The 24,080-nt window shown below is 64.8% G+C and carries 28 protein-coding genes; 5 read left to right on the top strand and 23 right to left on the bottom strand.

All coding sequences use genetic code 11. The annotated features are described in order from the left end of the window. Positions 1-468: 468 nt before the first annotated feature. The 15 genes from AC11W3_RS21800 to AC11W3_RS21730 all read right to left on the bottom strand — a co-directional run bounded on the left by AC11W3_RS21800 (position 469) and on the right by AC11W3_RS21730 (position 13,111). Positions 469-693 carry a hypothetical protein gene (locus tag AC11W3_RS21800; RefSeq protein WP_484093786.1) on the bottom strand — a complete coding sequence of 75 codons (225 nt, stop codon included), beginning with the start codon at positions 691-693 and terminating at the stop codon, positions 469-471. A 327-nt stretch (positions 694-1,020) separates the two neighbouring features. Continuing rightward, the gene (locus tag AC11W3_RS21795) at positions 1,021-1,377 is read right to left on the bottom strand and encodes a hypothetical protein (protein ID WP_484093785.1); all 357 of its coding nucleotides are present in this window, start codon (positions 1,375-1,377) and stop codon (positions 1,021-1,023) included. A gap of 266 nt (positions 1,378-1,643) precedes the next feature. Continuing rightward, positions 1,644-2,078, bottom strand: coding sequence for a hypothetical protein (locus tag AC11W3_RS21790; RefSeq protein ID WP_484093784.1), 435 nt, complete (start codon positions 2,076-2,078; stop codon positions 1,644-1,646). An 11-nt stretch (positions 2,079-2,089) separates the two neighbouring features. Further along, the gene (locus AC11W3_RS21785; protein WP_484093783.1) at positions 2,090-2,383 is read right to left on the bottom strand and encodes a hypothetical protein; all 294 of its coding nucleotides are present in this window, start codon (positions 2,381-2,383) and stop codon (positions 2,090-2,092) included. Continuing rightward, entirely contained in the window at positions 2,380-2,673 is a 294-nt protein-coding gene (locus AC11W3_RS21780) for a hypothetical protein (RefSeq protein ID WP_484093782.1), read from the bottom strand. Before AC11W3_RS21780 ends, AC11W3_RS21785 begins: the two co-directional genes overlap by 4 nt. 254 nt (positions 2,674-2,927) lie before the next feature. Further along, a complete protein-coding gene (locus tag AC11W3_RS21775) occupies positions 2,928-3,707 on the bottom strand; it encodes a hypothetical protein (RefSeq protein WP_484093781.1) in 780 nt (259 codons plus the stop codon). An 8-nt stretch (positions 3,708-3,715) separates the two neighbouring features. After that, the gene (locus AC11W3_RS21770) at positions 3,716-4,066 is read right to left on the bottom strand and encodes a hypothetical protein (RefSeq protein WP_484093780.1); all 351 of its coding nucleotides are present in this window, start codon (positions 4,064-4,066) and stop codon (positions 3,716-3,718) included. Next, positions 4,054-4,992, bottom strand: a complete 939-nt coding sequence (locus AC11W3_RS21765) for a hypothetical protein (RefSeq protein ID WP_484093779.1) — start codon at positions 4,990-4,992, stop codon at positions 4,054-4,056. The genes AC11W3_RS21770 and AC11W3_RS21765 overlap by 13 nt, the downstream gene beginning before the upstream one ends. After that, positions 4,950-5,402: a hypothetical protein gene (locus AC11W3_RS21760; protein ID WP_484093778.1), complete on the bottom strand. Its 453-nt coding sequence runs from the start codon at positions 5,400-5,402 to the stop codon at positions 4,950-4,952. Before AC11W3_RS21760 ends, AC11W3_RS21765 begins: the two co-directional genes overlap by 43 nt. Before the next feature lie 2 nt (positions 5,403-5,404). After that, on the bottom strand, positions 5,405-5,602 hold the full coding sequence (locus AC11W3_RS21755) for a hypothetical protein (protein ID WP_484093777.1): 198 nt from the start codon (positions 5,600-5,602) through the stop codon (positions 5,405-5,407). Positions 5,603-5,618: 16 nt separating this feature from the next. Next, positions 5,619-9,491: a hypothetical protein gene (locus AC11W3_RS21750; protein ID WP_484093776.1), complete on the bottom strand. Its 3,873-nt coding sequence runs from the start codon at positions 9,489-9,491 to the stop codon at positions 5,619-5,621. A gap of 56 nt (positions 9,492-9,547) precedes the next feature. Continuing rightward, positions 9,548-10,237 (bottom strand): hypothetical protein, encoded by a 690-nt coding sequence (locus AC11W3_RS21745; RefSeq protein ID WP_484093775.1) that lies wholly within the window; start codon positions 10,235-10,237, stop codon positions 9,548-9,550. After that, the gene (locus AC11W3_RS21740; protein ID WP_484093774.1) at positions 10,237-10,509 is read right to left on the bottom strand and encodes a hypothetical protein; all 273 of its coding nucleotides are present in this window, start codon (positions 10,507-10,509) and stop codon (positions 10,237-10,239) included. Before AC11W3_RS21740 ends, AC11W3_RS21745 begins: the two co-directional genes overlap by 1 nt. Next, complete coding sequence (locus tag AC11W3_RS21735; protein WP_484093773.1) at positions 10,506-11,186, bottom strand: hypothetical protein; 681 nt, start codon at positions 11,184-11,186, stop codon at positions 10,506-10,508. Before AC11W3_RS21735 ends, AC11W3_RS21740 begins: the two co-directional genes overlap by 4 nt. A gap of 158 nt (positions 11,187-11,344) precedes the next feature. Further along, on the bottom strand, positions 11,345-13,111 hold the full coding sequence (locus tag AC11W3_RS21730) for a major capsid protein (protein ID WP_484093772.1): 1,767 nt from the start codon (positions 13,109-13,111) through the stop codon (positions 11,345-11,347). A 224-nt stretch (positions 13,112-13,335) separates the two neighbouring features. Between AC11W3_RS21730 and AC11W3_RS21725 the strand changes: the two genes are divergently transcribed. Further along, entirely contained in the window at positions 13,336-13,668 is a 333-nt protein-coding gene (locus tag AC11W3_RS21725) for a hypothetical protein (RefSeq protein ID WP_484093771.1), read from the top strand. A gap of 549 nt (positions 13,669-14,217) precedes the next feature. Further along, positions 14,218-14,955: a hypothetical protein gene (locus AC11W3_RS21720; protein ID WP_484093770.1), complete on the top strand. Its 738-nt coding sequence runs from the start codon at positions 14,218-14,220 to the stop codon at positions 14,953-14,955. Positions 14,956-14,971: 16 nt separating this feature from the next. On the opposite strand, the gene AC11W3_RS21715 is transcribed toward AC11W3_RS21720, so the two are convergent. The 5 genes from AC11W3_RS21715 to AC11W3_RS21695 form a co-directional block, all read right to left on the bottom strand. Then, positions 14,972-15,244: a hypothetical protein gene (locus AC11W3_RS21715; protein ID WP_484093769.1), complete on the bottom strand. Its 273-nt coding sequence runs from the start codon at positions 15,242-15,244 to the stop codon at positions 14,972-14,974. Next, on the bottom strand, positions 15,234-15,815 hold the full coding sequence (locus AC11W3_RS21710; RefSeq protein ID WP_484093768.1) for a hypothetical protein: 582 nt from the start codon (positions 15,813-15,815) through the stop codon (positions 15,234-15,236). Before AC11W3_RS21710 ends, AC11W3_RS21715 begins: the two co-directional genes overlap by 11 nt. A 185-nt stretch (positions 15,816-16,000) precedes the next feature. Then, a complete protein-coding gene (locus AC11W3_RS21705) occupies positions 16,001-16,945 on the bottom strand; it encodes an NAD-dependent epimerase/dehydratase family protein (protein WP_484093767.1) in 945 nt (314 codons plus the stop codon). A 30-nt stretch (positions 16,946-16,975) separates the two neighbouring features. Continuing rightward, positions 16,976-17,557, bottom strand: coding sequence for a methyltransferase domain-containing protein (locus tag AC11W3_RS21700; RefSeq protein WP_484093766.1), 582 nt, complete (start codon positions 17,555-17,557; stop codon positions 16,976-16,978). Then, on the bottom strand, positions 17,550-18,212 hold the full coding sequence (locus AC11W3_RS21695; RefSeq protein WP_484093765.1) for a glycosyltransferase family 2 protein: 663 nt from the start codon (positions 18,210-18,212) through the stop codon (positions 17,550-17,552). The genes AC11W3_RS21700 and AC11W3_RS21695 overlap by 8 nt, the downstream gene beginning before the upstream one ends. Positions 18,213-18,448: 236 nt before the next feature. On the opposite strand from AC11W3_RS21695, the gene AC11W3_RS21690 reads away from it, so the two are divergent. The 3 genes from AC11W3_RS21690 (at position 18,449) to AC11W3_RS21680 (ending at position 20,758) form a co-directional block, all read left to right on the top strand. Next, on the top strand, positions 18,449-19,339 hold the full coding sequence (locus tag AC11W3_RS21690) for a glycosyltransferase (protein ID WP_484093764.1): 891 nt from the start codon (positions 18,449-18,451) through the stop codon (positions 19,337-19,339). Positions 19,340-19,343: 4 nt separating this feature from the next. After that, a complete protein-coding gene (locus AC11W3_RS21685) occupies positions 19,344-19,907 on the top strand; it encodes a class I SAM-dependent methyltransferase (protein WP_484093763.1) in 564 nt (187 codons plus the stop codon). A 92-nt stretch (positions 19,908-19,999) separates the two neighbouring features. After that, positions 20,000-20,758 (top strand): hypothetical protein, encoded by a 759-nt coding sequence (locus AC11W3_RS21680; RefSeq protein WP_484093762.1) that lies wholly within the window; start codon positions 20,000-20,002, stop codon positions 20,756-20,758. Between the two features lie 214 nt (positions 20,759-20,972). Here the strand turns inward: AC11W3_RS21680 and AC11W3_RS21675 are convergent, their stop codons facing one another. From AC11W3_RS21675 to AC11W3_RS21665, 3 genes are all read right to left on the bottom strand, one after another. Further along, positions 20,973-22,913: a hypothetical protein gene (locus tag AC11W3_RS21675; RefSeq protein WP_484093761.1), complete on the bottom strand. Its 1,941-nt coding sequence runs from the start codon at positions 22,911-22,913 to the stop codon at positions 20,973-20,975. A 16-nt stretch (positions 22,914-22,929) separates the two neighbouring features. Further along, positions 22,930-23,874: a phage minor head protein gene (locus AC11W3_RS21670; protein WP_484093855.1), complete on the bottom strand. Its 945-nt coding sequence runs from the start codon at positions 23,872-23,874 to the stop codon at positions 22,930-22,932. Between the two features lies 1 nt (position 23,875). After that, positions 23,876-24,080 (bottom strand): hypothetical protein (locus AC11W3_RS21665; RefSeq protein ID WP_484093760.1); only part of this gene is annotated, 205 nt, incomplete at its 5' end.

The raw sequence follows: 24,080 nt of genomic DNA, 5'->3' as shown, positions 1-24,080 counted from the left end.
TCCCCTGGTCGACCTCGGCGCGGCACAGATCAGTCGTGACACCAGTGGCATGGTCACCATCGACGATCCCGGGTCCCCACTCCTCGTCCGCGTCCGAACTGACACCAGCACCGAACCGGCGAGGATCACCGAGCTAACCGTGGTCGCCCGGCACCCGACGGGGAGGATCAGCGCGGCCGGCCTAGCCCGGCTACCACTCCTCCAGATACGGCACGTCGCGGTCGCGACGGGAACCCATCCGAACGATGTGCTATGGCATGCTCGGGCGACTCCGAAACCGGTGGGGTGCCGGTCATGGCCACCGGCCCACTGGGATGAGGTCCTTGACGTCTATGACTGGGCCGTCGCTACCGGCCGACGTGGCGGCGGATCACAAGCCATAGCGGATATGTGGCATATCGCCAGAAACCCCACGGCCTACCGTTGGATCAAACGGGCCATGGAGGCTACCGGTAGGCCACTCCGGGATCATCCCGTAGCGCCACGCTGACGCATCATCGCCTCGAATCCCGAGCCCTTGTCGCCCTGTGCGGCCTGGCGCTCCGCGATGCTTAGCCCCGGTGGTGGCGCCATGACCTCTCTATCGATCTTAGCGCGTTGCTTCTTGTCGGCATCCCGCGTGAATATCCGGTACGCTGCGAAAACGAATCCACCAAGACTCACCGTGGTAGCGTCAACACCACTGATAGCCATTTCGCCAATGACATCCGGCACACCTATCGCGGACTGGACAAGTCGAACCGCCGCCCACCACGGAACACCCGACGCCACCCCGATAGCACTCCGGGCCGCGGTGAGGCAATCCTGATGGCTGATCGTCCCAGTGAGAAGCCCGGAACTCACTGCCTCCGTGCTATCTGCATCAAGAAGTCCCGGGACCACACCAAACAGGTCCCCATCGACAATGGGGATGACCCACCGAATCGCGGGAAGCGGAGCGATGCGGCAGGTCATCCCCTGCAGAGTCACAGTGACTGGCCAGATCTTGAGTGCTGCGACTCCGTTGCCCTTCACGGTGCTCTACTCGGCCTCGATATCCAATGCCGCGCCACCGGCTACGACTGCCGCGCCAGAGGATCGGCGCTGAGCGCGGCGCTCGGCGCGGTTCCCCTGCTGCTGGTTCGCCACGCGGAGTGCGTCCATGGCCGCACTGATCAGTGGGATCGTGTCGGACAGAGCAACACTCCCCTTGATCATGTCTTCGACGAGTCTCTCTCTATCGTCTGGATTGACCAGGATGGTCAGCACCGCGGCGAAGGCCATGTTCGTGAGGCGGAGAGCCCGTTCCCCACTGATCGTGCTGGCACCACCAGCCGTAGCCGTGTTGAACATCTCCATCAGCTGCTGCATACCGAGGACTTGGTCTGTGGTCATCATGCGGACCTCGACCTCACGGCCCATGAACGACACGAAAGCGTTAGCTAGGGCCTCCTGCTCGTCCCCGGTGGCAGGGGTTGCGGCTTCCACCTCTGCGTGCGTGGTGGGTGTGGCAGGGGTTTCGGTGCTCTGGGCTGCCCCGGACAGTAACGCGTCGGGATCGACGCCCTTCTCCCGTAGCGCGTCCCGGAGGATGTCCATTTCGCTATCCATCGTTCCCTCTACTCAGACCCTATTATCGGAGGCCACGTAGGCCCCCTCCTGATCTATTCGGAGACTACCGTACGTGTGAACCGAAATCCGTTCCGCGTAGCGACACGGTCAGCGGCATTGGCCAGCCACGGATTAGCGGGAATCTTCGATCCGGGATGGTTCACTGATCTCACGATGACGGTTTTCCCGCCCATCGTGAACATCAGCGCCTTCTTCTTCCTAGCTCGGATCTTGTGTGGAGGGGTGGTCGCTCCGTCATGGACGGCTGCCGCGTACTTCGCCCGGTTGGTGACGACCCCATTCACTCTCGTCTTCAGGGTCGCTACGCCCATCCCGTGCTGGCCACGGAGGAACCCGGTGCGGACGGGGGCATCAACCGTCGCCTGGTTCACGATCTGCCTACACATGTCCGTGACCAAGATGAGTCCGAATCCGGCGGCGGTTGCCATGGCACCGGGCCGGTCCACGGTCCCCTTGATCTTCTTCACCCGAATAGTGATCATTGTGGTTCGACGTCCGGGAACTCAACCTCCAGGAACCCGATCTCAATCAGACCGGCGATCCGATCCGTGATCGGGATCCGTAGGTGCTGACCAGCGAATACCGCGTCGTGAGACACCATCACGACCACCGGTAGGAGCCCGTCCGGCCCGACGCACTCCCTGAGGATCTCCAGCCGATCGCCAGCCGGGAACGACGAGGACACCGGCACCGATGTCGGCACCGGTGGTGGGGATGGCGGTACGGTCCGGCCGGCACCGGACGTTGGCGGACGGCGCGGTTTCGTGGTCATAGTGTCGAGCTCCCTTGGCAGTCGCAGGCTGAACCGCTGATGGTGACTAGGTAGGCGACACCGACACAACCGCCCTCGGTGGTCAGCGGCCGCCCCTCCTCCTGGAGGACTAGCGCGTCGTACTCGTGGCTGGCCGCGTAGCAGCACACGGCGCGCCGGATCGCGGCCCCATCGTCGTAGATCCCGAGTGTCGTGTCCGTCCATTCATCGCAGGTGGGAAGGGCCTCGGGCTCCGCCGTCGGGGCGCACCGTACGGCCCCCAGCTCGAACTGGAGTGCCCACCGGGTCACACCGCATGGTGTTGCCTGGTCATCGGAGGCTGGGAACGTGTTCTGGCCGGATGGGTAGGCACGGACCCACCTCACCCACATGAGACCTGAGCAGCATTCATCATCAACTTGGGAGATCAACAGTTCGACTCGGTCCCCGGGCCGGAGGCACACGACCCGCGGTGCCGCTGGCGGGTTGGGGATCTTCTCAGCCTCAATGGTGAGACAGGCGACGAGGTCCGCGGCAACCGGGGCGATCAGCGGATCAGTCGTGGTCATGACAGGACCCTCGGGGGTACCGCGTCGGGGCTCCATATGATCGATGCCATGGGTCGGCTACGGGGATTCTCCATGGCAATGATCATGTCAACTTCGGGGATCCCTGTCCGGGCCTGCCCCGGCTCCGTGGACAGCTCCTCCACTACGGCCTCGACACCCTGTCGACTCAGCGACCGGAGCCGGCGAGGGAGCGCGCACGCACCACTCCCGACACAGGCTTTCGCCCACTCGCAGGCGAGGCGCTCCGTCGCCTTCTGGACATGGGCGGGAATCGCTACCCCCTTCTTGTACTCGACCTGAAGGGACGGCGGGTCCTGGGTCGAGTAGTTGGTGCAGGTGGGCCAGCACACCCCATCGGTTCGGACGAGGATGTGACCGTTCATCACCTGGTAGGAAGCCGCCGGGAGAACTACGCCACCTATCGTGACCTCGGTGATCCCGGCGGTACTGGTAGGTCCCTCCAGATCCAGTTCGCATCCGGAGCAGCAGCCGGCATCATCATCCTGCCCGGTGCAGCCGTTGTACCACTGGCCCTGGTGGATGTAGGCCGCCCCGTAGTCAGGATGGTCAACCGGATAGGTCTGGTACTCCCGGAGCAGGGCCGGCCTCACGCAGGGCTGCACGACCACGTCACACTGCCCATAGCGTCGAGCCGTCGCCATCCACATGAATCCGATGGCGAGCGCGGATGCGGTCTCCCGGACCTCGGGCGTGTAGGCGTCCCAGCAGGAGCCGCACCCGCACTTGACGATTTCCCAACCGCAGGGTTCGGACATGGCCCCTCCTAAAGATCAATGACGGTGACGGGACCGTACAATGCCGTACGGTAGGCCGTCCCGACACCAGCGTCCACCCGCCACCACCGGCTGTAGGGCTCGGTCAGGGCGGCGGCGGGAATGTACGCTCTGGCCACGATCTGGCTTGCCGTCTGGGACGTGATCACCATCTGCGCCGGATTCGTGGTGCTGAGGATCAGCGACGTCGAGGCGTTGTCGGCTGTGCACCGGTCCGGCTTCAAGACCAGACGTAGGACTGTGACCAGCGTCAGATCGTCGGTGGCCACGGTCCGCGTGATCGTGACCGTGACCGTCTCGGCGTTGCCCTGGCTCAGGGTGATCGGGACTAGGGCAGGCATGACCCCTCCACGGTGGCAGTACCTGACAGGGTGTGGTGGACGGCGCTACCGGTGATGGTGGCGACGGTGGCGGTTCCGCACAGGGCCGGCAGAGGAGTGAGCACCATGACCGGGGATCCGACCGTGGTGGTGGCCATGGGCCGGGCGGGAAGGACCGTGGTGCCTAGGGACATGGCCGGTGCTCCCACTGCCGCGGACGCTGCCACGGTCACGGGGCTGATGGTGGTGCCCAGGGACATGGCCGGTACTCCCACTGCCGCGGACGCTACCGCGGTCGCGGGAGTGACGGGTGTGATGTTGACGTTGTCCCACTCGGCGTAGTCATTGGTCCCGCCGTCGCGGGCACAGTCGATGAGGACGCCGACGGCATCCGTGGAGACCCAAGCTGGAGCGGGCGTCAGGGTCCGGCGGGTTGCCCATGATATCCCGTCCGGACTCGTGTCCCAGTCGACCGCTCCAGCGTTATGGCGAATCCTAAGCCACCGGTGGGTGCCGGGGACATAGGTTAGGTATACGGCGCTCGGATCGGAGAACGCGACCCGCGAGGTGAGGGCCAGGAGACCGCTCGCGGAGTCGTACAGGATCGATAGATACGTCCCTGATGTCGCGGACAGCACAGCCAGCTGACACCACGCCGAGGTCGCGCCCGACGCGACCGGGACGGTGACCAGTTCCGCGTACACTTGGCTGCTGGCGATCGTCCAGGTGTCGCCCCCACCCGGCGAGACGGACTGGAAACCGGCGTACTGCGGGACCCCGGCGAGGTGGGAGCAGGGGACCCGGGCCCGCCCGGAGGCGAGGGACACACCGCCGTAGTTGGCGTTCCATCGGGCGTCGGCCGCCTCGAAACGATCCTGGAAGGTGCTGGTGCTGATGGCGACCATCAGGGTGTCCAGTCCACCGCGAACATGCCACTCAAGGGCCATTGGATCGTGAAGGCCCCTGCGACGGTGGAGTAATCCGCCCCGAAGTTGATCAAACAGATGGCGTTGTTGCCGGCCAGGGCATCGGCGTAGAACAGGGCACATCGCGCGTTGCTGATGGTGGAGGCCGCCCAGGTGGTGTCATCAAGATCAAATGTCATGGTGCCGGACGCGCCGGCCAGTGTGGGCCCGGTGATCGTGGTCCCCCCGGCCGCGTAGCCGGCACCGGTGACCTCGTTCGCCGCGAACACGCCGAGACCGTAGCCCGCACCAGCGGCATCAAAATTCGGGGTGATGGAGTTGGTGAACATCGCGACGCGGTTGGTGAGCAGGGACAGGTCCACGGCGGTTTGCGGGGCGCCGAGCGCATCGATGAACGTAGAGACAAACAGCCCGGAGGCAGTGACGGGCATGGCTAGCTCCTGGTGGTGGCGGTGACGGTGGCCGCTCTGATCGTGACGTCCTGGTGGTCGGCGTACTCGGTGGTGGTGTTGCCTAGGTCATCGGTGACGGCTTGGTAGCGTCGCCCCCGCTGGTCGCGTCCTTCGGTGACGCGGGATGGGCGGGATCCGATGATCCCCAGTGTTCTGATCTTGTCACTGAACTCGCTCATATCAACCCACTCCCATCTAGAATGACGTCAATGGAACATACTTCCACGTGTTGGTCGCAACACACACATATAGGTATGATGCGTCATACAGGATCTGACCAGCGGTCCCCGGAGCGCTCCCCGAAGCCGGCGTTCCTGAAGTAATCGACGTCGCGGTCCCATACGCCGCATGCTGAGCGGCGGTCAGATGGTAGTACTGACTCGTCGTTCCACCCTGCGGAGACAGCAGATCGTTGTGGACTTTGGCCATACTGGCCTGTCCGAAAATATACGATGACGCATTGAGAAGCGATCCGGGAGAAGCGCCATTCCGCAGGTAGTTGATCCGACCAACGAGAATGCAGAACGCGCTAACAATCGGGGGTGGAGTACGGACCAGAGACGCCTCAACCTGGGCAAGAGTGGTGTACGTTCCAACGTCGGCGAGCGTGACGTGCAGATCTCCCGTAGCGACGTTTCGATAGACGTTATTTACGGTGTAGCGTCCGGCTGCGAGTTCAACCAGTCCACTGGTTGGATCATCGTAGTAGAGATTCACTGCTTCCGTTATCGTGGTGCTCGTCCAGTTACCCGCTGAGTGATACCACAGATATGTCGTGGCCGATCCACTATTGACTGCTGGCAGGGATAGGCGGTTGATACCGAACCATGCCGTACCGGAGTCAACATAGATCGTCCGTGGTGTTGATGTCACCGAGAGCGTCAGTCCGGCCTCGCGGACGAATGGCGCGATTCTGATGGAACGGTCGACGGTTCGGGCTGGTGCCCCACGGGCGATCCCACCATAGGACAGGGTGTACCGGATGGATCCCGAGCTCATGGCGACGATGGCGACCGGTACTGCGCTGGACATGTTGATCGTGTCTCGCGTCAGGGTTGCCGCGTAGATGGGTGATCCAGAGTTCCAGTCGACATAGATGAAATTGATATCGTCATCCGTGACGGCAAGCGCTGAAGCCGCAGGGACGGTAAAGCGGTACAGTTTCCCGTCTCCACCCCATGCGCTATCTGATCGTATGAGGACATCGCAGGTAGCCACGGATATGGCTGATCCCGTGGCGTCGGTGATGGCAGGATCCGTGAGCGGGCCGTCTGTGACGGTGATATTTCCCGCGTAGATCAGATATGATCCAAGGTCAACGTTGGTGCCAGATGTGATAGCGGTATTGACAGTGGCGAGTTGCGCGCTAGTCAGGTGGTAATACTCTCCCACCGCACCACCCTGGAGCCCGGAAAGATCGGCATGGTTGGAGACGGCAGCCTGGTTGAATGTCGTCGTAACGACGTTCTGGATTGCCGTTGCGGTACTGGCGTTTTTCTGGATGATGATCCTGCCGCATAGGACATAAAACGCGGCCACCATTTCGGGGACGGTGGGGAGTGTGGAGGCCTCGGCCTGGGCGAGGGTGTAGTCACCAGTCCCGAGGACGATGTCGATTTCGCTGCTGACAAGGCTCCGGAAAATCCAGCACACGGCGTAGCGGTTTGCCGTCAGTGTGACAAGGTTGGTGCCATTGTCATACTGCGTATTGTTATATTGTGTGATGGATGTTTTTGTCCATGTCCCACCGGAGTGATACCACAGCTCCATGGTGGCTCCACCGACGCCATTGGTGATCGCACTGGTGGTGATCCTTCGACATCCGAACCAGGAAGCCCCACTTCCCACGGTCACCACGCGGGTCGCGGACTCAGAGAGAGCTAGCCCGGTTTCCCGCTCGATCCCGCCGCGCCCCCGGGTCTTCAGGACCCGATCCTGGTTGCGGACAGCGGCACCTTTCGCGAGGTAGCCGTACATCAGCTGATACTCGATGGTCCCAGTGTCCATGCCGATCCGGGCCACGGGCAGGATCGTGGACATGTTGATCACGTAGCGGTCGGTGGTGGCCGCGTAGATCGGTGATCCACTATTCCAGATCACATAGATATAGTTGACCGTATTGTCCGTGACGGCCAGGCTCGACGTTGCGGGGACCGTCATGCGGTATAGCCGCTCGTCGCCGCCCCACGCGACATCCGAGCGAATCAGCACTTCGCAGGATGTGATCGCGACGGCGGACCCGGCGGCATCAGTGATCACAGGGTCCGTGACCACGCCTTCAGTGAAGGGCCCGTTGTTGGCGTAGAGAGAGTGCGCGCCGAGGTCCACGGTGCTGGTGGCCCCGGTGTAGGGGACCAGCCCGGTGGGTGTTGATCCGATCGTCGCCAGCTGGGCGGCGGTCAGGTGGTAGTACTCGCCGGCTGTTCCGCCCTGGATGCCGTCGAGGTCGTTGTGGTCGAGGACGGGCGAGGTCTCGAATTTTTCCGATTCGCGGTTATCAATCCTGTATGCGGTACTCGCACCCTTTTGAACGATGATCCGCCCGCACAGGTAGTAGAACTCGTCGATCCAATGCGGCGCCGCCGGGACCGCTGACTCGATAGCGGCGGGGGCTAGGTAGTCCCCCTCCCCCAGCATGATGATGATCTCAGGCCCGGCGAATGATCGGTAAATCCAGTTAACGCCATAATGGTTATTCGTCAGGGTTACGAGATTCGTCCCGTTGTCCCACTGCGTATTATTGTATTGCGTTATTGATGTTTTTGTCCACACGCCTCCGGTATGGTGGAGCAGGTACGACGTCACACCAATACCACCCGTCGAGATCGCGGGAAGCGTCAGGTATTTCAACACAAACCAGGCCGTACCAGCCGCAACGTTCACAATACGGGTAGCGGACTCCGTCAGCGTCAAGCCCGACTCGGCAACACCGCCAACCGGATCCGTGACCCGCACTTCCCGTAGCAGCCACCGAATCGCCGCTGACCGGCCCATGTAGCCAAACGACATCTGCGCGTATACCGCACCGCTCTCCACCAGGAGCCGCGCGACCGGAAGGGTGTTGGACAGATTCAAGATTGATCTGTCCGTGGTCATGGCATAGATCGGCGATCCGGCGTTCCACGTGACGTATAGGTGGTTCACGGTGTTGTCGGTGATCGGCAGCGTTGCCGCTGGCACCGTGGCCCGATACAGCCACCCATCGGCACCGTAGGTCGCGTCCGAGCGGATCAGGCAGTCCACGCTCGTGACCGACACCTGGAGGCCCCCGAGGTCAGTGACGCTTGGATCGGCTAGGGTCCCCTCGTTGACGTTGACGTTCTCCACCCGGAGCGATCTGGCTCCGAGGTCCACGTCTGCCGTGGCACCGGTGTATGGCACCAATGTCGCGAGATCGGCCTCATCAGCCTTGGTGGCTACGACACCGGCCAGGGCGGTCAGATCGGCCTCATCGGCCTTCGTCGCGACGACACCGGCCAGGGCGGTCAGATCGGCCTCATCGGCCTTGGTGGCCACGACACCGGCCAGGGCGGTCAGATCGGCCTCGTCAGCCTTGGTGGCGACCACGGCAGCGAGCGCGGTTATGTCCGTGTCATCGGCCTTGGCGGCTAGGGCTGCGCTGATCGTTGGATCGGCCAGGATCTCCGCACCGGTGACGTCTCCGATCTGGCCGACGACGGAGGACACCCCGTACACCGGGAGCGGGTAGACAGGGACGGACGGATCGACGGAGGTGGGGACGTCCGCGATGTCAAGGGAGGCCAGGTTGTGGGGTAGCTGGAGGATCCAGGTGCGTGTGGTGTGGTCCTGGATGCGCTCGTGGACGTCGTAGTGCCAGCCTTCGGGGATGAGGTCAGGGTCATCGGTGGCGATCAGTGTCACGGAGAATGATCCGGCCGCGTCCAGGTCCACGCGGGTCTGCCGCAGCTTTATGATCTTGTCGTATGCAGGGTCCCTGAGGGTCCCGACGGATGGGGTAAAGATCAGCGATCCCTCGGCCGGTACCCCATCGTCCGTGAGGTACGTGCCGGTGACCGTGACCAGTGTGACATCGATGGGGAGCACCATACGTACCTCCTCGTGGTCCGGGCCGGCCCGGAGACCTAGGGCCGGCCCGGATCCGGTCAGGTGGGAATGACCAGGGTCTGGCAGCCACAGACCGGAGTCGGGGGTGCCAGGTTGACCGGCATCAGCAGGTCATGTGCCGTTGTCGACAGGGCCGTGAACAGGGGGGATGGTGCACCCGCACTGGTCAACTGGATGTCGTAGGGGCCAACACCCCACTGGTTCCCGTCGCGGGTCATGGCCTCGACGGTGAAGTTAACGGCGTCATTCTCGATCGTCGGCTTTCCGACCGTCCCCTGGTATAGCCAGGGGAGGAGGTAGTACCCCCACCGGCGTCCGGTTGTGCACCCGCCACCGGCGGTCGCCATCCACAGTTCGATGGCGACGTTGGCCAGGCCGTAGGACGCGCTATCGGTGGTGAAGCCGATGGATGAGGGAGTTGGTGTCGCGTCATCCACGACCAGCGGAGCCCCGGTCAGAAGGTTGATCAATTCCGGGTCGACCTGGCAGAACTCGATCGTTGCTTTGATCCCGTTCAGCAACTTGGGCGACATGTAGTAATAGCACCGTGATCCGTCGGCGAGGGTCGGTGAGATCTCCTGCCCGTCCGTCTCGTCGGCTTCCAGCTCCATGGAGATGAAGCCCTTGGACACCACGGTTGAGCAACTACCGGCGACTAGAGCACCACATGAATCCAGTTTCGTGGCCCGGATGACCAGGCCCTGGAGGTAGCTCACGCACGTTGCCATTACGCCTCCTTTCGTCTTCCCGCGCCACGGCGGGTTGTCGGTCGGGCCGGGGGGCCGGCCGGTTCGATGCTGGCTGGCTCCGCGGTCATGGTCGGGGCCGGCCGTTTCCCGGCCGCGATGAGGTACGCCGAGAGGAACTGCTCGGCGGTGTCCTCATCGACGACGAACCCGCCGTGGCCGGTCGTGATGTCCTGGCCCGGGGGCGTGATGTCCAGGAGCGCGTCGAGGAGCTCACGGGTGTCCAGGCCAGGAACGTCCTTAATAATGATCATGTTGGGACGCCCCAGTTGTAGATAGCCGATGCGGCTACGCAGTCGTAGGACACCGCGTACTCGCGCTCGGCGATCAGATGATATTGATCCGTGGCTTGGTCGAGGAGTTGCCGCGGTGGAGACACAAAGACGTCCGGGGCGCGCCAGACCGTGACGTTCCCTGACACGTAGATCGTCCCGTCGTCCGGGTAGCCCCCACCGAACACCCAGATCGTGCCCATCCGGGTGCGGAATAGCGGACCGTCCTGCACGAGGAGATCCGCATCCATCGCGTGGGCCGCGATCCGGGGCGATGCGTGGAGGTAGCCCACGTTCCCGTACTGGGCGTCAGCGGGGGCCGTGGTGTCGCTCCCGTACAGCCACTGCTCCAGTTCGCCGACAACGTCCGTCAACGTCGCCCCGGGGGCAACGAGTGGTGTTGCCCCCGCGGCGAGGATCGTTGCCATGCCAGCCTCGGCCACGGACTGCTCTCCGTTGGCCAACCGGCGGCGGACCTTCGTTTCAAGGTCCGCCGTGGTTTTTCCGGCGCTACCGCAGGCCAGCGAGGCGTAGACCACGAACGAGTCACGGGTGATCGGTGTCTCATCCGGGTCGTACGTCTTGCTGGCTAGCCGCTCATCGGTGTGACACAGGGTCGCGTAGGACCTGGCGTACCCACACGACACCGGCTCGTACACGATCCCTCCGGCCAGCCCGTGAGTGGGCAGGTCGAGAGGGCCGTTCGCCGCTTGCAGGAGCCCGTACCGGAGACCACGTGGTTCCGGCGCCGGAACTACCTGCGGTGGAGCGATCACCATGGTCGCTCACCTCCCTTCAGGTCGACCGCGGTCGACTGTCAGGAGTGGGTGCAGACGCACAGGCAGCCGGGGTCAACCGAGGTGGTGTAGAGGCGGGACAGGGGGCACATCTGCAGGGCCGCCCAGCCATCCTCGACAAACATCGCTGTGTACTCGTTGGTGGTGAGCTTGGTGGAGTCGTACACCGTGTCGAGGCTGACCACGGGCTGAACAGCCTTGACCCAGGTACCGGCCGGGTAGATCAGGAAGTCAACGGTGAGGGGAAGGGCTGTCAGCGCGGAGGCGCCACCGGGGCCGGCCCCGAGTCCAGAGAAGGCGTCCTGCCAGTCATAGACGAACCGGGGGACGGCTTTTCTGATCGCGAACCACTCGGCGATCTGTGCGTCTGTCACTCCCACCATGTCGACTCCGGTCCGGCGGCTGCCGGCCGCGCGGAGCTGGACGAGGACCCACATTGGGAGTACCACTTCGAGGGTGCCGTTGAAGGCCATGCGGTTTCGGTACTTCGCGTCCGCGATGGCGAGGTCGACCGATCCGAGGAGACTGGAGATCGCATCGTCACACGTCGCGTCTGCGGGGATGACCGTGGACGCGCCGGACGCGGTGACGATCGCGGCAATGAACCCCTGGTTGATCTTGTGTGGCAGGGCGGTCATGGCTTGCTGCGCGAACCACTGCACCACCTCCGGGTACCCCCGACGCTGCAACAGGGACCCGGTGAGGCAGAAGTAGTCGACCCCGAGGCGGACGTCCGAGAACCCGGGGCACGGGATGTCGTAGCAGTACTTGCTTGGGGACTCCGCGATCACCTGCGCCTCGGTGAGGTGGGTGGTGCCAGAGTTCCCGATCCCCGACCACACGGTGGCGAAGTTGGGGCCGCCGCCGGTCGGGATCTGCCAGCCGCCACGATCGGTCTGCAACTCCGGGACGTCCAGGAGGCCGTCCAGGGTCGACAGCTCGCAGAGGGTGTCATAGAGGGGTGCGGACGGCGCGCACCATCCGGCGGCAGCGGTGATCGGCTGGCCGGCCTTCACGGCCTGGGCGAATGACGCGGCGAGGGAACCACCGGGAAGTCGGCGTTCCGACGCGGCGAACTGGGCAACCGGGTAGCCGTCGGTCCCCTCCTGGACGCGGAGTTCCCTCGGGAACTGGCGGCGGAACTCCACGCCACCATGACGGCTGAACTGCCGCATCTCGAATCGGGCTGTCCCGTCCTCGGCGAGGATCGCCGTGTTGACGTTGATGCCAGGCCGGCTGATCGTGGATCCCGCGTCGCGGACTCGGGGGTATCGGTCGACCTGGTAGGCCAGGGCCCGGACGGCGTCGGGGAATCCGTCCAGCTGCTGGCCGGTGGAGAAGCGTCCGGGGACGTCTGCTGCCGCGTGCATGGTGACGGAGACGTTGGGGGTGGTGTCGGGGATGTCGGGGGTTCCGGTGCGGCGGGCTGCGATGTCGCGGACGGTGGGGTTCCGGGTCTTCGCCGCTGCGGTCACGGTGGCGTCGGTGTCCTCGGTGTCGTCTTCGGTGGTGCTGGTGGTGGTGTCGACCGCGGCCGGTGCCGGGGTGGGTGTGGTGGTGGTGTCGACCTCGGCTGCGAGTTCCGCCATGCTGGCGCGGAGGGCTAGGGTTTCGGTGACGGTACGGGCGAGGTCTCGGCAGGCCGTGAGAGCGTCGATGACGTCGGCGGTGGGGGTGACACCGGTGAAGGTTCCGGCGTGCTCGCGGATGCTGGCCAGGGTGGTGGTCAGTTCCTCGTCGGTCGCGGTGGAAAGATCCTCGGGGACCGGGAACGGGAATGCGTACATGATTGTCTGCCTTCGCATGGTGCGGAGGGACGCCCGGCCGGACCGTGGCGGCACCGGTGCGTCGCGATGAGGTGTCTCGGACCCGGCCGGACCGTGGCGGCACCGGGGAGTTGACCTCTGTCGGGAAGATACCACGATCTTGGTAGTTGGTCACTACGCTCCGTGGTTTGTCGCATGCGGCAGACTGAAGTTGTGTTTTTTGATCGAGTGACTATGATGTGGGCATGGCACATCACACCCCGAACCGACGCAGCCTCACCGACGAGGAGACCGCCGCCCTCGATGAGGTCATGACTGAGTACAACGCGATCCGTGAGCGGGCGCGGGCTGATCTCATCGCGGCCCGGAACCGCTACCAGGAGATGATCGTTAATGGTGCAGATTGGCGCGATGAGCGGATCGTTACCATCATCGACGCAGCCGGACCCGAGGGCAGAGGAACTCTCGCGCGGGTCATTGAGCACCTGGAGATGAACCGGTCATACCTGATGGGCCGGCTCCGGAAGGCGCGGCAGCGGCTCAACGACAAAGGCGCCACCCCCCGGATCGGGGGATGACGCCTCCGGTCAACACACACCCTCCGACGCAGAGGAGGGGTTGGAGCGCCGCGAAACACTCACCGTTAGGAGTGTACCGGCCTAAGCTGGCTATAGGGTAGAGGTCAAAAATCAAGCCCGCCCCCGGGTGGATGGGGACGGGCTGGAATGGGACCGGGTAGATCCGCTGAACACGCCCATGGATCATACCATATCCCATTCCATGATCACGAAAGGTTGATCATGGCTACAACTGACATCGAAATCGGCATATCGGTCGAATCACTCTCTGACCACTTCCTGATGTCACCGAACGCCCTCCACAGGGGAGAGGGCGAGTACGCGGGACTCACCCTCCACGAACGCGGCATGCTCGCCGCGCTCCTCACCTTCCGGACCGGCGGCAGCCACCAGTGGGTCACCTCCCGAGCCGGTATCAACGAACTCGCCCCAGAACTGGGGCGAGACAAAGTTTCGTCGATCTTGAAGGGGCTCCGCGAGAAGCGATACCTCTACACCCGTAGGTGCAACGTCGGAGCTGGCCGCTTCCGGTGGGAGTGGAGGGTGTTCATGCGGGCCCGCCCCGAAGGATTCGACCCCTTCACCCACACCATCGACGGCTCCATAGGACATGGTCAAGCCGTCAACGGCTCTGGCCAGGGAAAAGAGGGTGTTTCCGCAGGTCGCACCATCGACGGCTCCATAGGGCCTAACCAGCCGTCGCTAAGAGAAGTAACCCCTCCAAGAAGTACTTCAAGAAGTACCCCCCCTACCCCCCGCACTTCACCACCGGCCCCACCCGTCGAACCCCCGACCGCCACGGGAGGGGAAGGGAACACCGACGAAGACAAGGCGATCAAAGCTGCGATAGCACACCAGCCAGGCTGGAAACCCATCGCCGTCCGAGCCGCACTCCGCCAGGCAATCCAGTCCGGCCGGCCGGCCGACGTCGCCTACCGGGTCATCATCGACCTGGCCCGCGGCGACACCTACGGCCCCACCACCAGCGGCCCACAGCGCCTCCTCGCTAACGGCCCCTGGTGGACCCCCGGCGCCATTTTCGTGCCAGCCCCACCGAAGGACACCACCGCCATATGCGAGCGCCACACGTGGCAACCTACGGGCCCTAGTGGCATATGCCCGAGCTGCGCAGGAGAACGCCACGAGCAGGAAGCCGCACACGCCAGACTCCTAGCCCAACAGGCCACCCCCCGTGACTTCTCCGCCCCGGAGCGCGCCCGTGACCTGTTCGCGGGCATTCCAGCCCTCCAACGGGCACGGGCCCGGACAGCGAAGGCCACAGTATGACCGGTGATGGCGGGTCCTACCGGAGAGTCACCCGGTCCGTCGCCGGAGGCGCTTCCCCCGGTAGGACGGTCCGCGCGATGGTCCGCGCTACCGCCTCCTGGAACTCCACGACCAGGAGGCCGGAGTCGACATCCGAATCGGAGGCCAGAGCCACGAGAACCTTCCCGACCGACGTGCCGAGGAGCCGCGCAACCGCACCATCCCGCCCTAGGGCCATGGCGGACGCTAGCGGCCCCTCCTCCTGCGTGATCGACAACACGACGTCACCCACGGTGATCTCAATCGACACCCGCATGGTCCCCTACTCCCTTCAGCCTGGCGAACTCCGCTTCGGCCTCCGCGACAAGGGACCGCATCGCCGTCGGCGTAGTCGCCTCCCGGTACCGCTGCCAGAGCCGCAGATTCTCCTCCGACCCAACACCACGGGACACCGTCGACCCCCGGCGCATACGCTCCTGCGGAGGATGCCACAGGTGCCACAGGGGATCGAAACCCATCATCGGAGCGCCGGCCAGCCGGTGAAGCGCCAACGACCAGGACAGGTCCTCCTGCCCGTATCCGGCGAACCTAGGATCGATGGGGATCTGAGTGAACACGTCACCGTGGAGGACAACGACACCACCACCCGCCGACCCAACGTAGGTCTCCTCCAGCAGACCCACCATCGTCTTTGGCACCGGCCCGGAGGGCAGCGAGAGACGGCCAGACGTGACCAACTCGGTGGCTTCCCGGGTCAACCGCCGCACGATCCGAAACGGCATCGCCCACCGCGTCACCGGCACCCACCCTGGCCCCGTTGCCCCCACCGCCTCGACCGCGCTACTGATCCCCACCGGTATGACGTCCGCGTCCGCGACCACGACCACGTCATCGGGGTAGGGGCGGACGCTAGCGGCACGCACCGCGCACCCTTTCCGCCAGGGCCCCGGTGGGCCCACGCCCACCCGGACACTCCATGTGGGGTGATTTTCGAACCACCACTGCGTGACGTGGTTGAAGGCCGTTTCCCGGTGCGGGCAGCCAGAACGCCACGGGATCACTACGATCACGCCCACGGCAACGCCCTACGGATCCCCTCGTTGATGTCGACTGTCGGCCGGTAGACCGTCAGCATCCTGGTGGGGTCACCCACCCGGGCCATGACACCGGTTGGCTGGTCCTTGAGGTAGGTCACCTCGTTCAGGACCGAGACCCTGGCGATCCGGGCCATGCGTACCGCGAGATCACCCATTTCAATGCCAACTCCGGAGCAGATATTCACCGGCCCCTCAACGTCCTGCTCAACGATGGCGAGGGAACAGCCCACGACATCATCGACATGGACCCAATCCCGGTACTGGCCGGGCGGACCCCACACGGACAGGTCGGCGGTGAGTACCCGGCGGAGGATCGCGGGGAACGGATAGCACGGGTCCTGGTCGCCACCGTAGCCGGAGAACGGGCGGACGACATGGACGCGGAGGCCGGAGAGCCGAGCGGCCTCGGCCAGGCGTTCACCGGTCAGTTTCGCCCACCCGTAGCGGGCATCGGGTTGCCCCAACGTCCGGTCATCGATCATGGTTTCTTCGAGGTGCACCCAGGGCCGATAGGGGCTGTAATCGCTCCCGAGGATGCGGGAAGCGGCATCGGCGGTCTGGAGGTGAACGGGGTACGCGGCCGATGAGGAGTAGTACAGGACGTGTCGCTGCTGCGTCCGGACGGCCCAGTCAAACATCTGGGCGTCGAGCTCCAGATTCCGGGCGAGGAGCCGCGGTTCACCATCGATCGCTGCCCGGCCACCGACGTGGTAGGCACAGTGCGCCACCAGGTCATAGACGGTGTCCTCGCGCTGGAACACGTCTCGACAGTCAGTGCCAGTTTTCAGGTCGCAGCCTTCTACGGTCCAGCCGCGCTGTTCCAGTTTGGCCCGGATGTGCCTGCCAATGAATCCGGCGTCACCGGTGACCAGTGCCCTCAACGGATACACCCCCATACCACAAATCGATACCATAGTGACAATTCGACATCTCGCGCTCCCGTCTCACCGGACGGCTAGCACGATCTGCGTCGCGGCCACGGTCCAATGGTGCACGACCCGCCACCCACCAGCGGTGACCATCTCCGCGAATCCGGCGACGTCCCAAGCCCACACGTGGTGCTCGTAGTGCCGCTCGGGTGTCTCCTCACACGGCACCGAACAGACTAGGGCCCGACCGTGGCATGCCGCGCGCGCCACTAGCCTGTGAGGGTCGCGGAGGTGCTCTAGGAGCTCGGTCGCGACCACGACCTCACCCCACTCAACCGGGTCGGTGGTGATGTCGGCGAATCGGACATCGACGCCACGACGCCGTGACGCGCTGACGTTGGTCTGCTGGAGGTCATAGCCCCAGCAGGTGAGTCCGGCCCCGAGGAGGGAGAGAAGACCGCCGTCCCCGGCCCCGAGGTCAACGACCGTGGTCGCGCCGATCATCTGTGTGGCCTCGACCACGGCTGCTGCTGAGGAGAGGAGCCGCGCCCGGTGGGTTGGTTGCTCCAGGTGTGGGGCGTGCTCCCGGCCGGCGTACCAGCGGCGGGTGGTGCACTCGGGGATGCTGCCAGGCTCGTGGAGGCGATATTCAGCCACGGAGTGACCTCACTTTCTCTGCGTCGGTGGCAAGGTGCTCCTCGGCGTACTGACCATAGGCCGTCCGGTCGGCGTCGATCACATCGAGGGCATTGACTCTCTCATATCCGGCATCCATTGCCGCCTTGTCAACATATGGATGCATATGCTCAACGATGACCTCAGGGAGGTACCGCAGGCACCCGGCAGCCTGGCCGAGGTCCAGCCAGAAGTTGTCGATCCATAGGTGCCGTAGCACCGGAGGGCACATCCACCCGAGCTCCCGTACGATGCTGGCGCTCATCGCGCATTGGGTGGGGAGGGCCTCGTGCTGAAGGAGGTCATCCCCGTACACGATCCCTGCACCCATCTCCCGGAGCGCGGCCAGGTACGCGGTGTCCCATCCGGGTGTGCGTGGTCGGTGATCGTCGCCCATGAAGCCGATGGCTTCGGCGCCGGGGTCATCCGTGTTGTCCGCTAGCGCGGTGGCTGCCTCGTTGAGCGCGGCGGACATGCAGCCGCCGGATACCGCCGTCACCGTGACCCGGGGGTCAGAGACCGCGGCAACTACGTCCCGGTATCGGTCGAGGTCCGGATCATCGGAATCAACGGCGATGAGGAGCCGGGTATCCCGGCTGTGGGTGGTGCCGAGGAATGCCCCGGCGAGATCGGTCACGGAGTGCGGACGTCCCCGTGATGGGACGATGACGATGAGACTCACGGTCGTACCTCTGTCAGGGTTGCTGGCGGTAGGGATCGTGGCCTGCCGCACTTAGGGTTCCATTCTGGGGCCTGGCCCGCGGCCGGCGGCCGGCGGCTGACCCGCGGTGGCCGGCGGCACCGCGGTGGCGTGTGTTGATCTACCGAGGCTAGAGGGAGAGGTATCCTGCCGTGGTGGGAAAGAGCGTGGCGTTGATATCCCGTGACAACGGGGTAGGGCTCACCAATGACATGAGGCTCCTTGACGGCTTACTCACTAATGCCGGATACGTGGTGTCATGGGTTGATTGGCAGCAGAATATCATGGAGCGCCATGACATCGCGATCTTCCTTGAGTTGTGGAATCCCCGACTCACGCACTACGCCACCCACACCGTAGGGGTGTTCAATCTGGAGTGGTTCCAGCGGCAGTGGACCATCGGACTCCACTCCTGCACCCAGGTATGGGCAAAGTCCGCTGAAGCACAACACCTGTTCACCCGGCACTGGGGGGTCAAGCGGAGCTTCCACACCGGGTTCATGTCCCGTGATCTACACGCCCCCGGAGTCATGAAGAAGCCCGTCGCGGTGCACCTGCGCGGTAAGTCATCGCTCAAGGGCACCGGTGCCGTGCTGGAGGCCTGGGCAACCAATCTGGATCTTCCCCCACTGACAGTCATCTCCCGGGATCACCTTGATGTGCCCGCGGGTGTGCGACTCCTCCACCACCTGAGCGATGATCAGCTGGTGGAGGAACTCAACCGGGCCCAGATCCACGTGTGCCCATCGGAGACGGAGGGATGGGGGCACTACATCGCCGAGGGCATGTCCACCGGTGCCGTGGTGGTCACCACCAATGCCTCACCGATGTCAGAGCACGTCACGCCGGACGTCGGCATGCTCATCGATCCAGTCGCGAAGTGCCAGCACGGACTCGCGACGGCGTGGTGCGTCGACGCTCCGGGGATCGCGAGGGCCGTCCGCGCGGTAGCCGCCATGACCCCGGGGCAGCGGGCGGACATGGGTGCTCGTGCGCGCGCGCGGTTCCAGGCCCGTAACGCGGAGTTCCAATCCATGGCACTTCGCCTTCTATCGGAATTGTGAGTAAATGGATCTTCACGGGATCATTCGGACGGAACTCACCGCGCTCGCCGGCCGGGAAAACCGCGCACTGGACATCATCGAAACCGGAACCATCCGGGGCGCAGAGGACCGGTACCGCACCGGTGATGGCTGGTCAACGGTCGCGTTCGCGGAGCACGTCCGGGACAACGCCGGTTCATTCACGAGCATCGACCTGGACGTGTCGATAGCGCGGGCTGTCCTCGCCGGCCACATCGACCACCTTGACCGGTATGTGACCTTCATCGAAGGCCACTCCATCCAGGCATTGGCGCAGGCCGCAGCGAGCGGACGGCGACCAGACGTGGTCATGCTAGACTCCGACAACGATGCACAGTTGATCTTCCATGAGTATCTGGTCGCATCGGTGATGCTCAACCGACCGGGGCTCCTCATCGTCGATGACGTCGAGCTCGAATCAGAGTTGATCGTCAAGGGGCACCAGATCGTGCCGTGGCTTGACCGTGAGGGTGTGCCCTACGAGATCGTGCAGCGGGACGCGATGGGGTACACGACCGGTGTCCTGATCGCACGCTTCGGATGTCCCTGATGCAGATCGTGATCGTTCCCGGGTGGCGGAGGGCCGGTTTTCTGGAGGCGTGCCTACGCCGGATGCACGCATGCGACCGGCCAGACCTACTGGTGTGGATCACTCTCGACCGGGGGTACGACAAGGCATCCATGGCGGTAGCGCAGCGGTGGGCGTCAGCCTGGTCTGGCCGGTGCGATGTCCTCATCGACAGCCACCCGTACCCGGGTAACTCCCACAACCTGCTGTGCTGCTACAAACACGCCCTGGACCACCGGCCGGCCCCGGAGTTGATTCACCTGGTAGAGGAAGACGTTTTCATCGCCGACGGCTACTTTGACTTCCACGACCAGGTCCATGCCCTGGCGCCGGAGGCCTTCGCGGTGTCGGCGTGCCAGGCGCAGATGTTCATCGAGTGTGGGCCAGTTCCCGAACCACATCCAGGGCGGGTGTCGCTAGCCCCCCGCTATCAGTCGCTGGGGGTCTCATTCCGCCCCGACCGGTTGGAGGCGATCCGCCGTCACCTGGTCCCCGGGTACTTCGCCAATCCGATGGGGTACTGCCGGGTGGCGTTCCCGCATAGCCGGCTGCCCGCGGCCAATGCGGAGCAGGACGGGCTACTGGATCGGATCGTTGAGGCCAGCGGTACGGGTGTCGCGTACCCGTGGACTCCACGCGCCTATCACGCCGGGTTCATCGGCTACCACCGCAATGGGCTACGGCTACCGGGCAGCCCGGAGGAGCAAGCCGACCGGCTCCTCATCATGACCGCCGAGGAACTGAACGCGGCAGCGTACTCCTACCCCGATCATGTGACCGTTGATCTTAACGTGGCCGCGGGACCCGTCACGGAGATCGTCGCCTGGCCATAGATGAGGGGCCCCACCCGCAACCCGGATGGGGCCCCTCATCGGTCAGGCTTTCTCGTAGCTCCCACCAGCGATCCGGGCGGCAGCCAGCTTCGCCGCGATCAGCGACGTCTTCGTCGCTACCGTGTTCCCGTTCGCGTCGAGGACGTTCCATGTTGGGGTGGGGTCTGATGTTGCCGCCGTTTGGTTGGCCACGACCCGGTTACCGCAGCACACCTCACATCACCTCGTTCAGTTCGGACCGGAGCCGCGCTACGGCACCGGCGTTGATCGCATCATCGACTTCGGCGAAGAGCACCGAGACGACGTCATCATCCACGGCATCAGCCGTGGTGCTGGCCACCGCGGCTGCCGGGTCCTCCGGCCGGCCCTCGACCTCTTCCATGGCGGTGGCCGGCTCAGCCGACGCCATGGCGAGGTGGGATGCGAGACGGGAGGAGAGACGCCCGGCGAGGAGATCCGCCAACCGCTCATAGTCGATGCTCATCCCACCGGGAGCCTCATCCGGAGTCGGTCGTACCACACCAGCGGCGGTTAGCGCCGCAACCTGGCCGGCCGCGACCCGGAACCGGGGTAGCGGGAATCCGGGCTCCTCCCGGGCCAGCGCGAGGATCTCTACGAGTTCCGTGCGGCCCCCGGCCGGCCGCCAGTCCCCTGACACCTTCTGTCGGGACAACGCGGCGAGATCTTCCACGTTGGCCTCGGAGTTCGCGACACCTGCCACCCACACCGCGTTAAGGCGGGTATCTTCCCCAGCCCGAACCCATGCCACGGTGGCTAGCTGGTCGTGGTGGGCAATCGCACCGCCGAGGGACAGTTTCAGACAGGCGTGGTCGTCGTTGCGGCCCCCACACTGCCGACAGGTGCAGCTGAACCGCCCGCCGCCAGTGGTGATCCGACCTACCGTCGCGGGGAAGCCATCCGGCTGGTAGCGGTGGAACATGCCGTAGCCGTCGGTGTCGACAGGGGCCGTGGTGCACACCCCCGGCATGCCGACGTGACAGGTGTCATGGGTCGCGATGTGGCCGAACACCCGCCCATCGTCGGTGACCGTGATGGGTGTGATCCGGTCAAGCTGCGGATCCGCGAACAGGACTGGATCGTAGGTGGTGAGGGTCCCGGCAGCGGCTGTCAGCGTGGCCATGAGCGCGGCGGACTCCGATGCCCACGGGGCAATGATCGTGTCGTCGTCGAACTCCTCCGCCATCCGGGCATAGAGCCCTTCAACCACGGTCTTCATCGCGTCCTGGTCCGCCTGGGGGATGACGGTCCCACCCATGGAGCCCTGGAGGACCCCGGCGACGGTGAAGACCGCGCGGGGGACGATCTGCCGCGTACCCTCGACCACATCGACGATGGGGAACCCGTAGGCTCCCTTGGTCTCCGGGTCCGCCTCGTCATCCTGGTAGAGGAACGCTTCGGCGTAGGCACCCCAGTCAGGGTCGCCACCGCCGATCCCGGAGTCGTCCGCGATCCGCTTCTCAGCGGCCGGCCCGTCCCAGGCCAGATCCCGTTCGGCCAGGGGGAGATCGGACCAGCCAGTGTCCCGGATGGCTGCGGTGATGGTGGCCTCTTCGGTGAGGAGTTCGAAGGGCCGACACTCGGCGAATGCTGGTATCCCCACCAGCGTGGCGGCAGCGATCTCGTATGCGGTGAAGAGAAGCTCCAGTTCCTGGTCTTCGCCCTCCTCGCCCCAGAACAGGGCGTCAAGTTGCTCTTCCGTGAGGGGTTCATCGGATCCGACGAGGGCGATTGCGGCTTCGCAGGCCCCGGCATCGACGGAGGGGCCAATAACCTGCTGGCTGAGGAGGTACTTCACCTCGGCGACGTCTTCGGCTAGGCGCGGCATGTCGCCGGGGCTGACGTCATCGAACAATCTGCCGGCCCCCCACGCGGCCCGGAGGTCATCGGCGAATTTGGACTTCTTGACGCACTTCGCGTCGATCCATCCGGCCTCGATTGCCTCGGCGACCGTACCGTATTCGATCTTCTCCAGTGATCCGACGATCACGGAGTTGTCGTGTCCTCCAGTGTCCGGCCGCTGCCATTTCAGCGGCAACGGGAGTTCGCGGGATGACACCCCGGACGACAGGAAGCGCCTGCCGTCCCCCGTGGAGACGTCGAGGGGGGCAAGCATGCCCCTCCATCCGGTACCCATACCTAGCCCCTAACCATCAGTAGTTCTTCATCGGACGGTGAGTGAGGTCAACGTTTTCGCCGGGCGCCAGGAGGATCGTGGTGCACCGGCACTGGACCACTTCCTTCGCCGGGCCCAACGGATCCCCCGGAAACCGCAGTTGCGCCTCGCCGACGATGAATGGCTGCCCGAGCGACACACGCTGACCATCAGCATTCGCGTGAGTCACCCTGGTCCGGGCATCGATCGTCGCCACCCACATCTGCTCAAACGGGGTACCCAACTCCTCGGCCACCGCCGCGAACGCATCCTGCCGGCCAGCATTCAGCGCGCCCATCGTTTCCGTGCGAGCGACCACGGTCGCCCGGTTCGCCCACCGCGCCGTGCGGGTGGACGACAGAACCTCATCGACCCGATCCGCGATCTCCACCGCGCTCTCACCTAAACTCGCCCCCACCGCGACCTGCCGCGCCACCAGATCAAACGTGGAATCCAGGGTCCGCACCATCCGGTTGGATACCGTCGCGAGGTGTTCGACCACGGCCGGCCGGAAGTCGAACCGGTACCCCTCGCCGAGGAGGGACCGATAGGCGCGTCCGATCGCGTCCCGGATCGGACCGCGGACCACCCGGTCAACGGCGGCAGCCCACTGCGGGGACGTCGCGAACAAGGCCGCCGGATCGGGGACCGCCGTGTGGAGGACGGCCCGGGATGCCAGGACCAGCCACCCGGACAACTCGGCCCAGAAGGCGTCACGAATCGCGGCCTCCACCACGGCCATCTCCAGGGCCGCATCCATCCGGGATACCAGCCATGGGTCTGTCCCCTCGCCGTCCCACACCGGTTCCGCCCCTGTGATGGGCCGCGCTCCGTGCTCCTGCGCGAACCATGCCGCATCGTCGGGGCCGTCCGGGTAGAACACGTCCCCGGCCGCGTTGACCATCGCCCCGGGTACCGTCCTGGCGTATTCCAGCGACCACATGTCATCCACGGTGCGCCACCTGGAGCCGTTGCATGGCCGATGGTGTTGTGAAGAGCGTTTCGACGTCAGCGGGGTCATAGGCGATCCCTCGGGCCAGGAGGTCACGGCAGTGCTCCTCCACCATCGAGAGGAACAGTGCGTCATCGATGCCGAAGGCCGAACCGATACCGGTGAACTCGTCCCGCCACGCACCGGTGAGGGACATC

The sequence above is a fragment of the Geomonas sp. genome, assembly GCF_056994735.1.
Note: the sequence above shows the minus strand (reverse complement) of the source record. Positions and strands in the feature narration are given on the sequence as shown.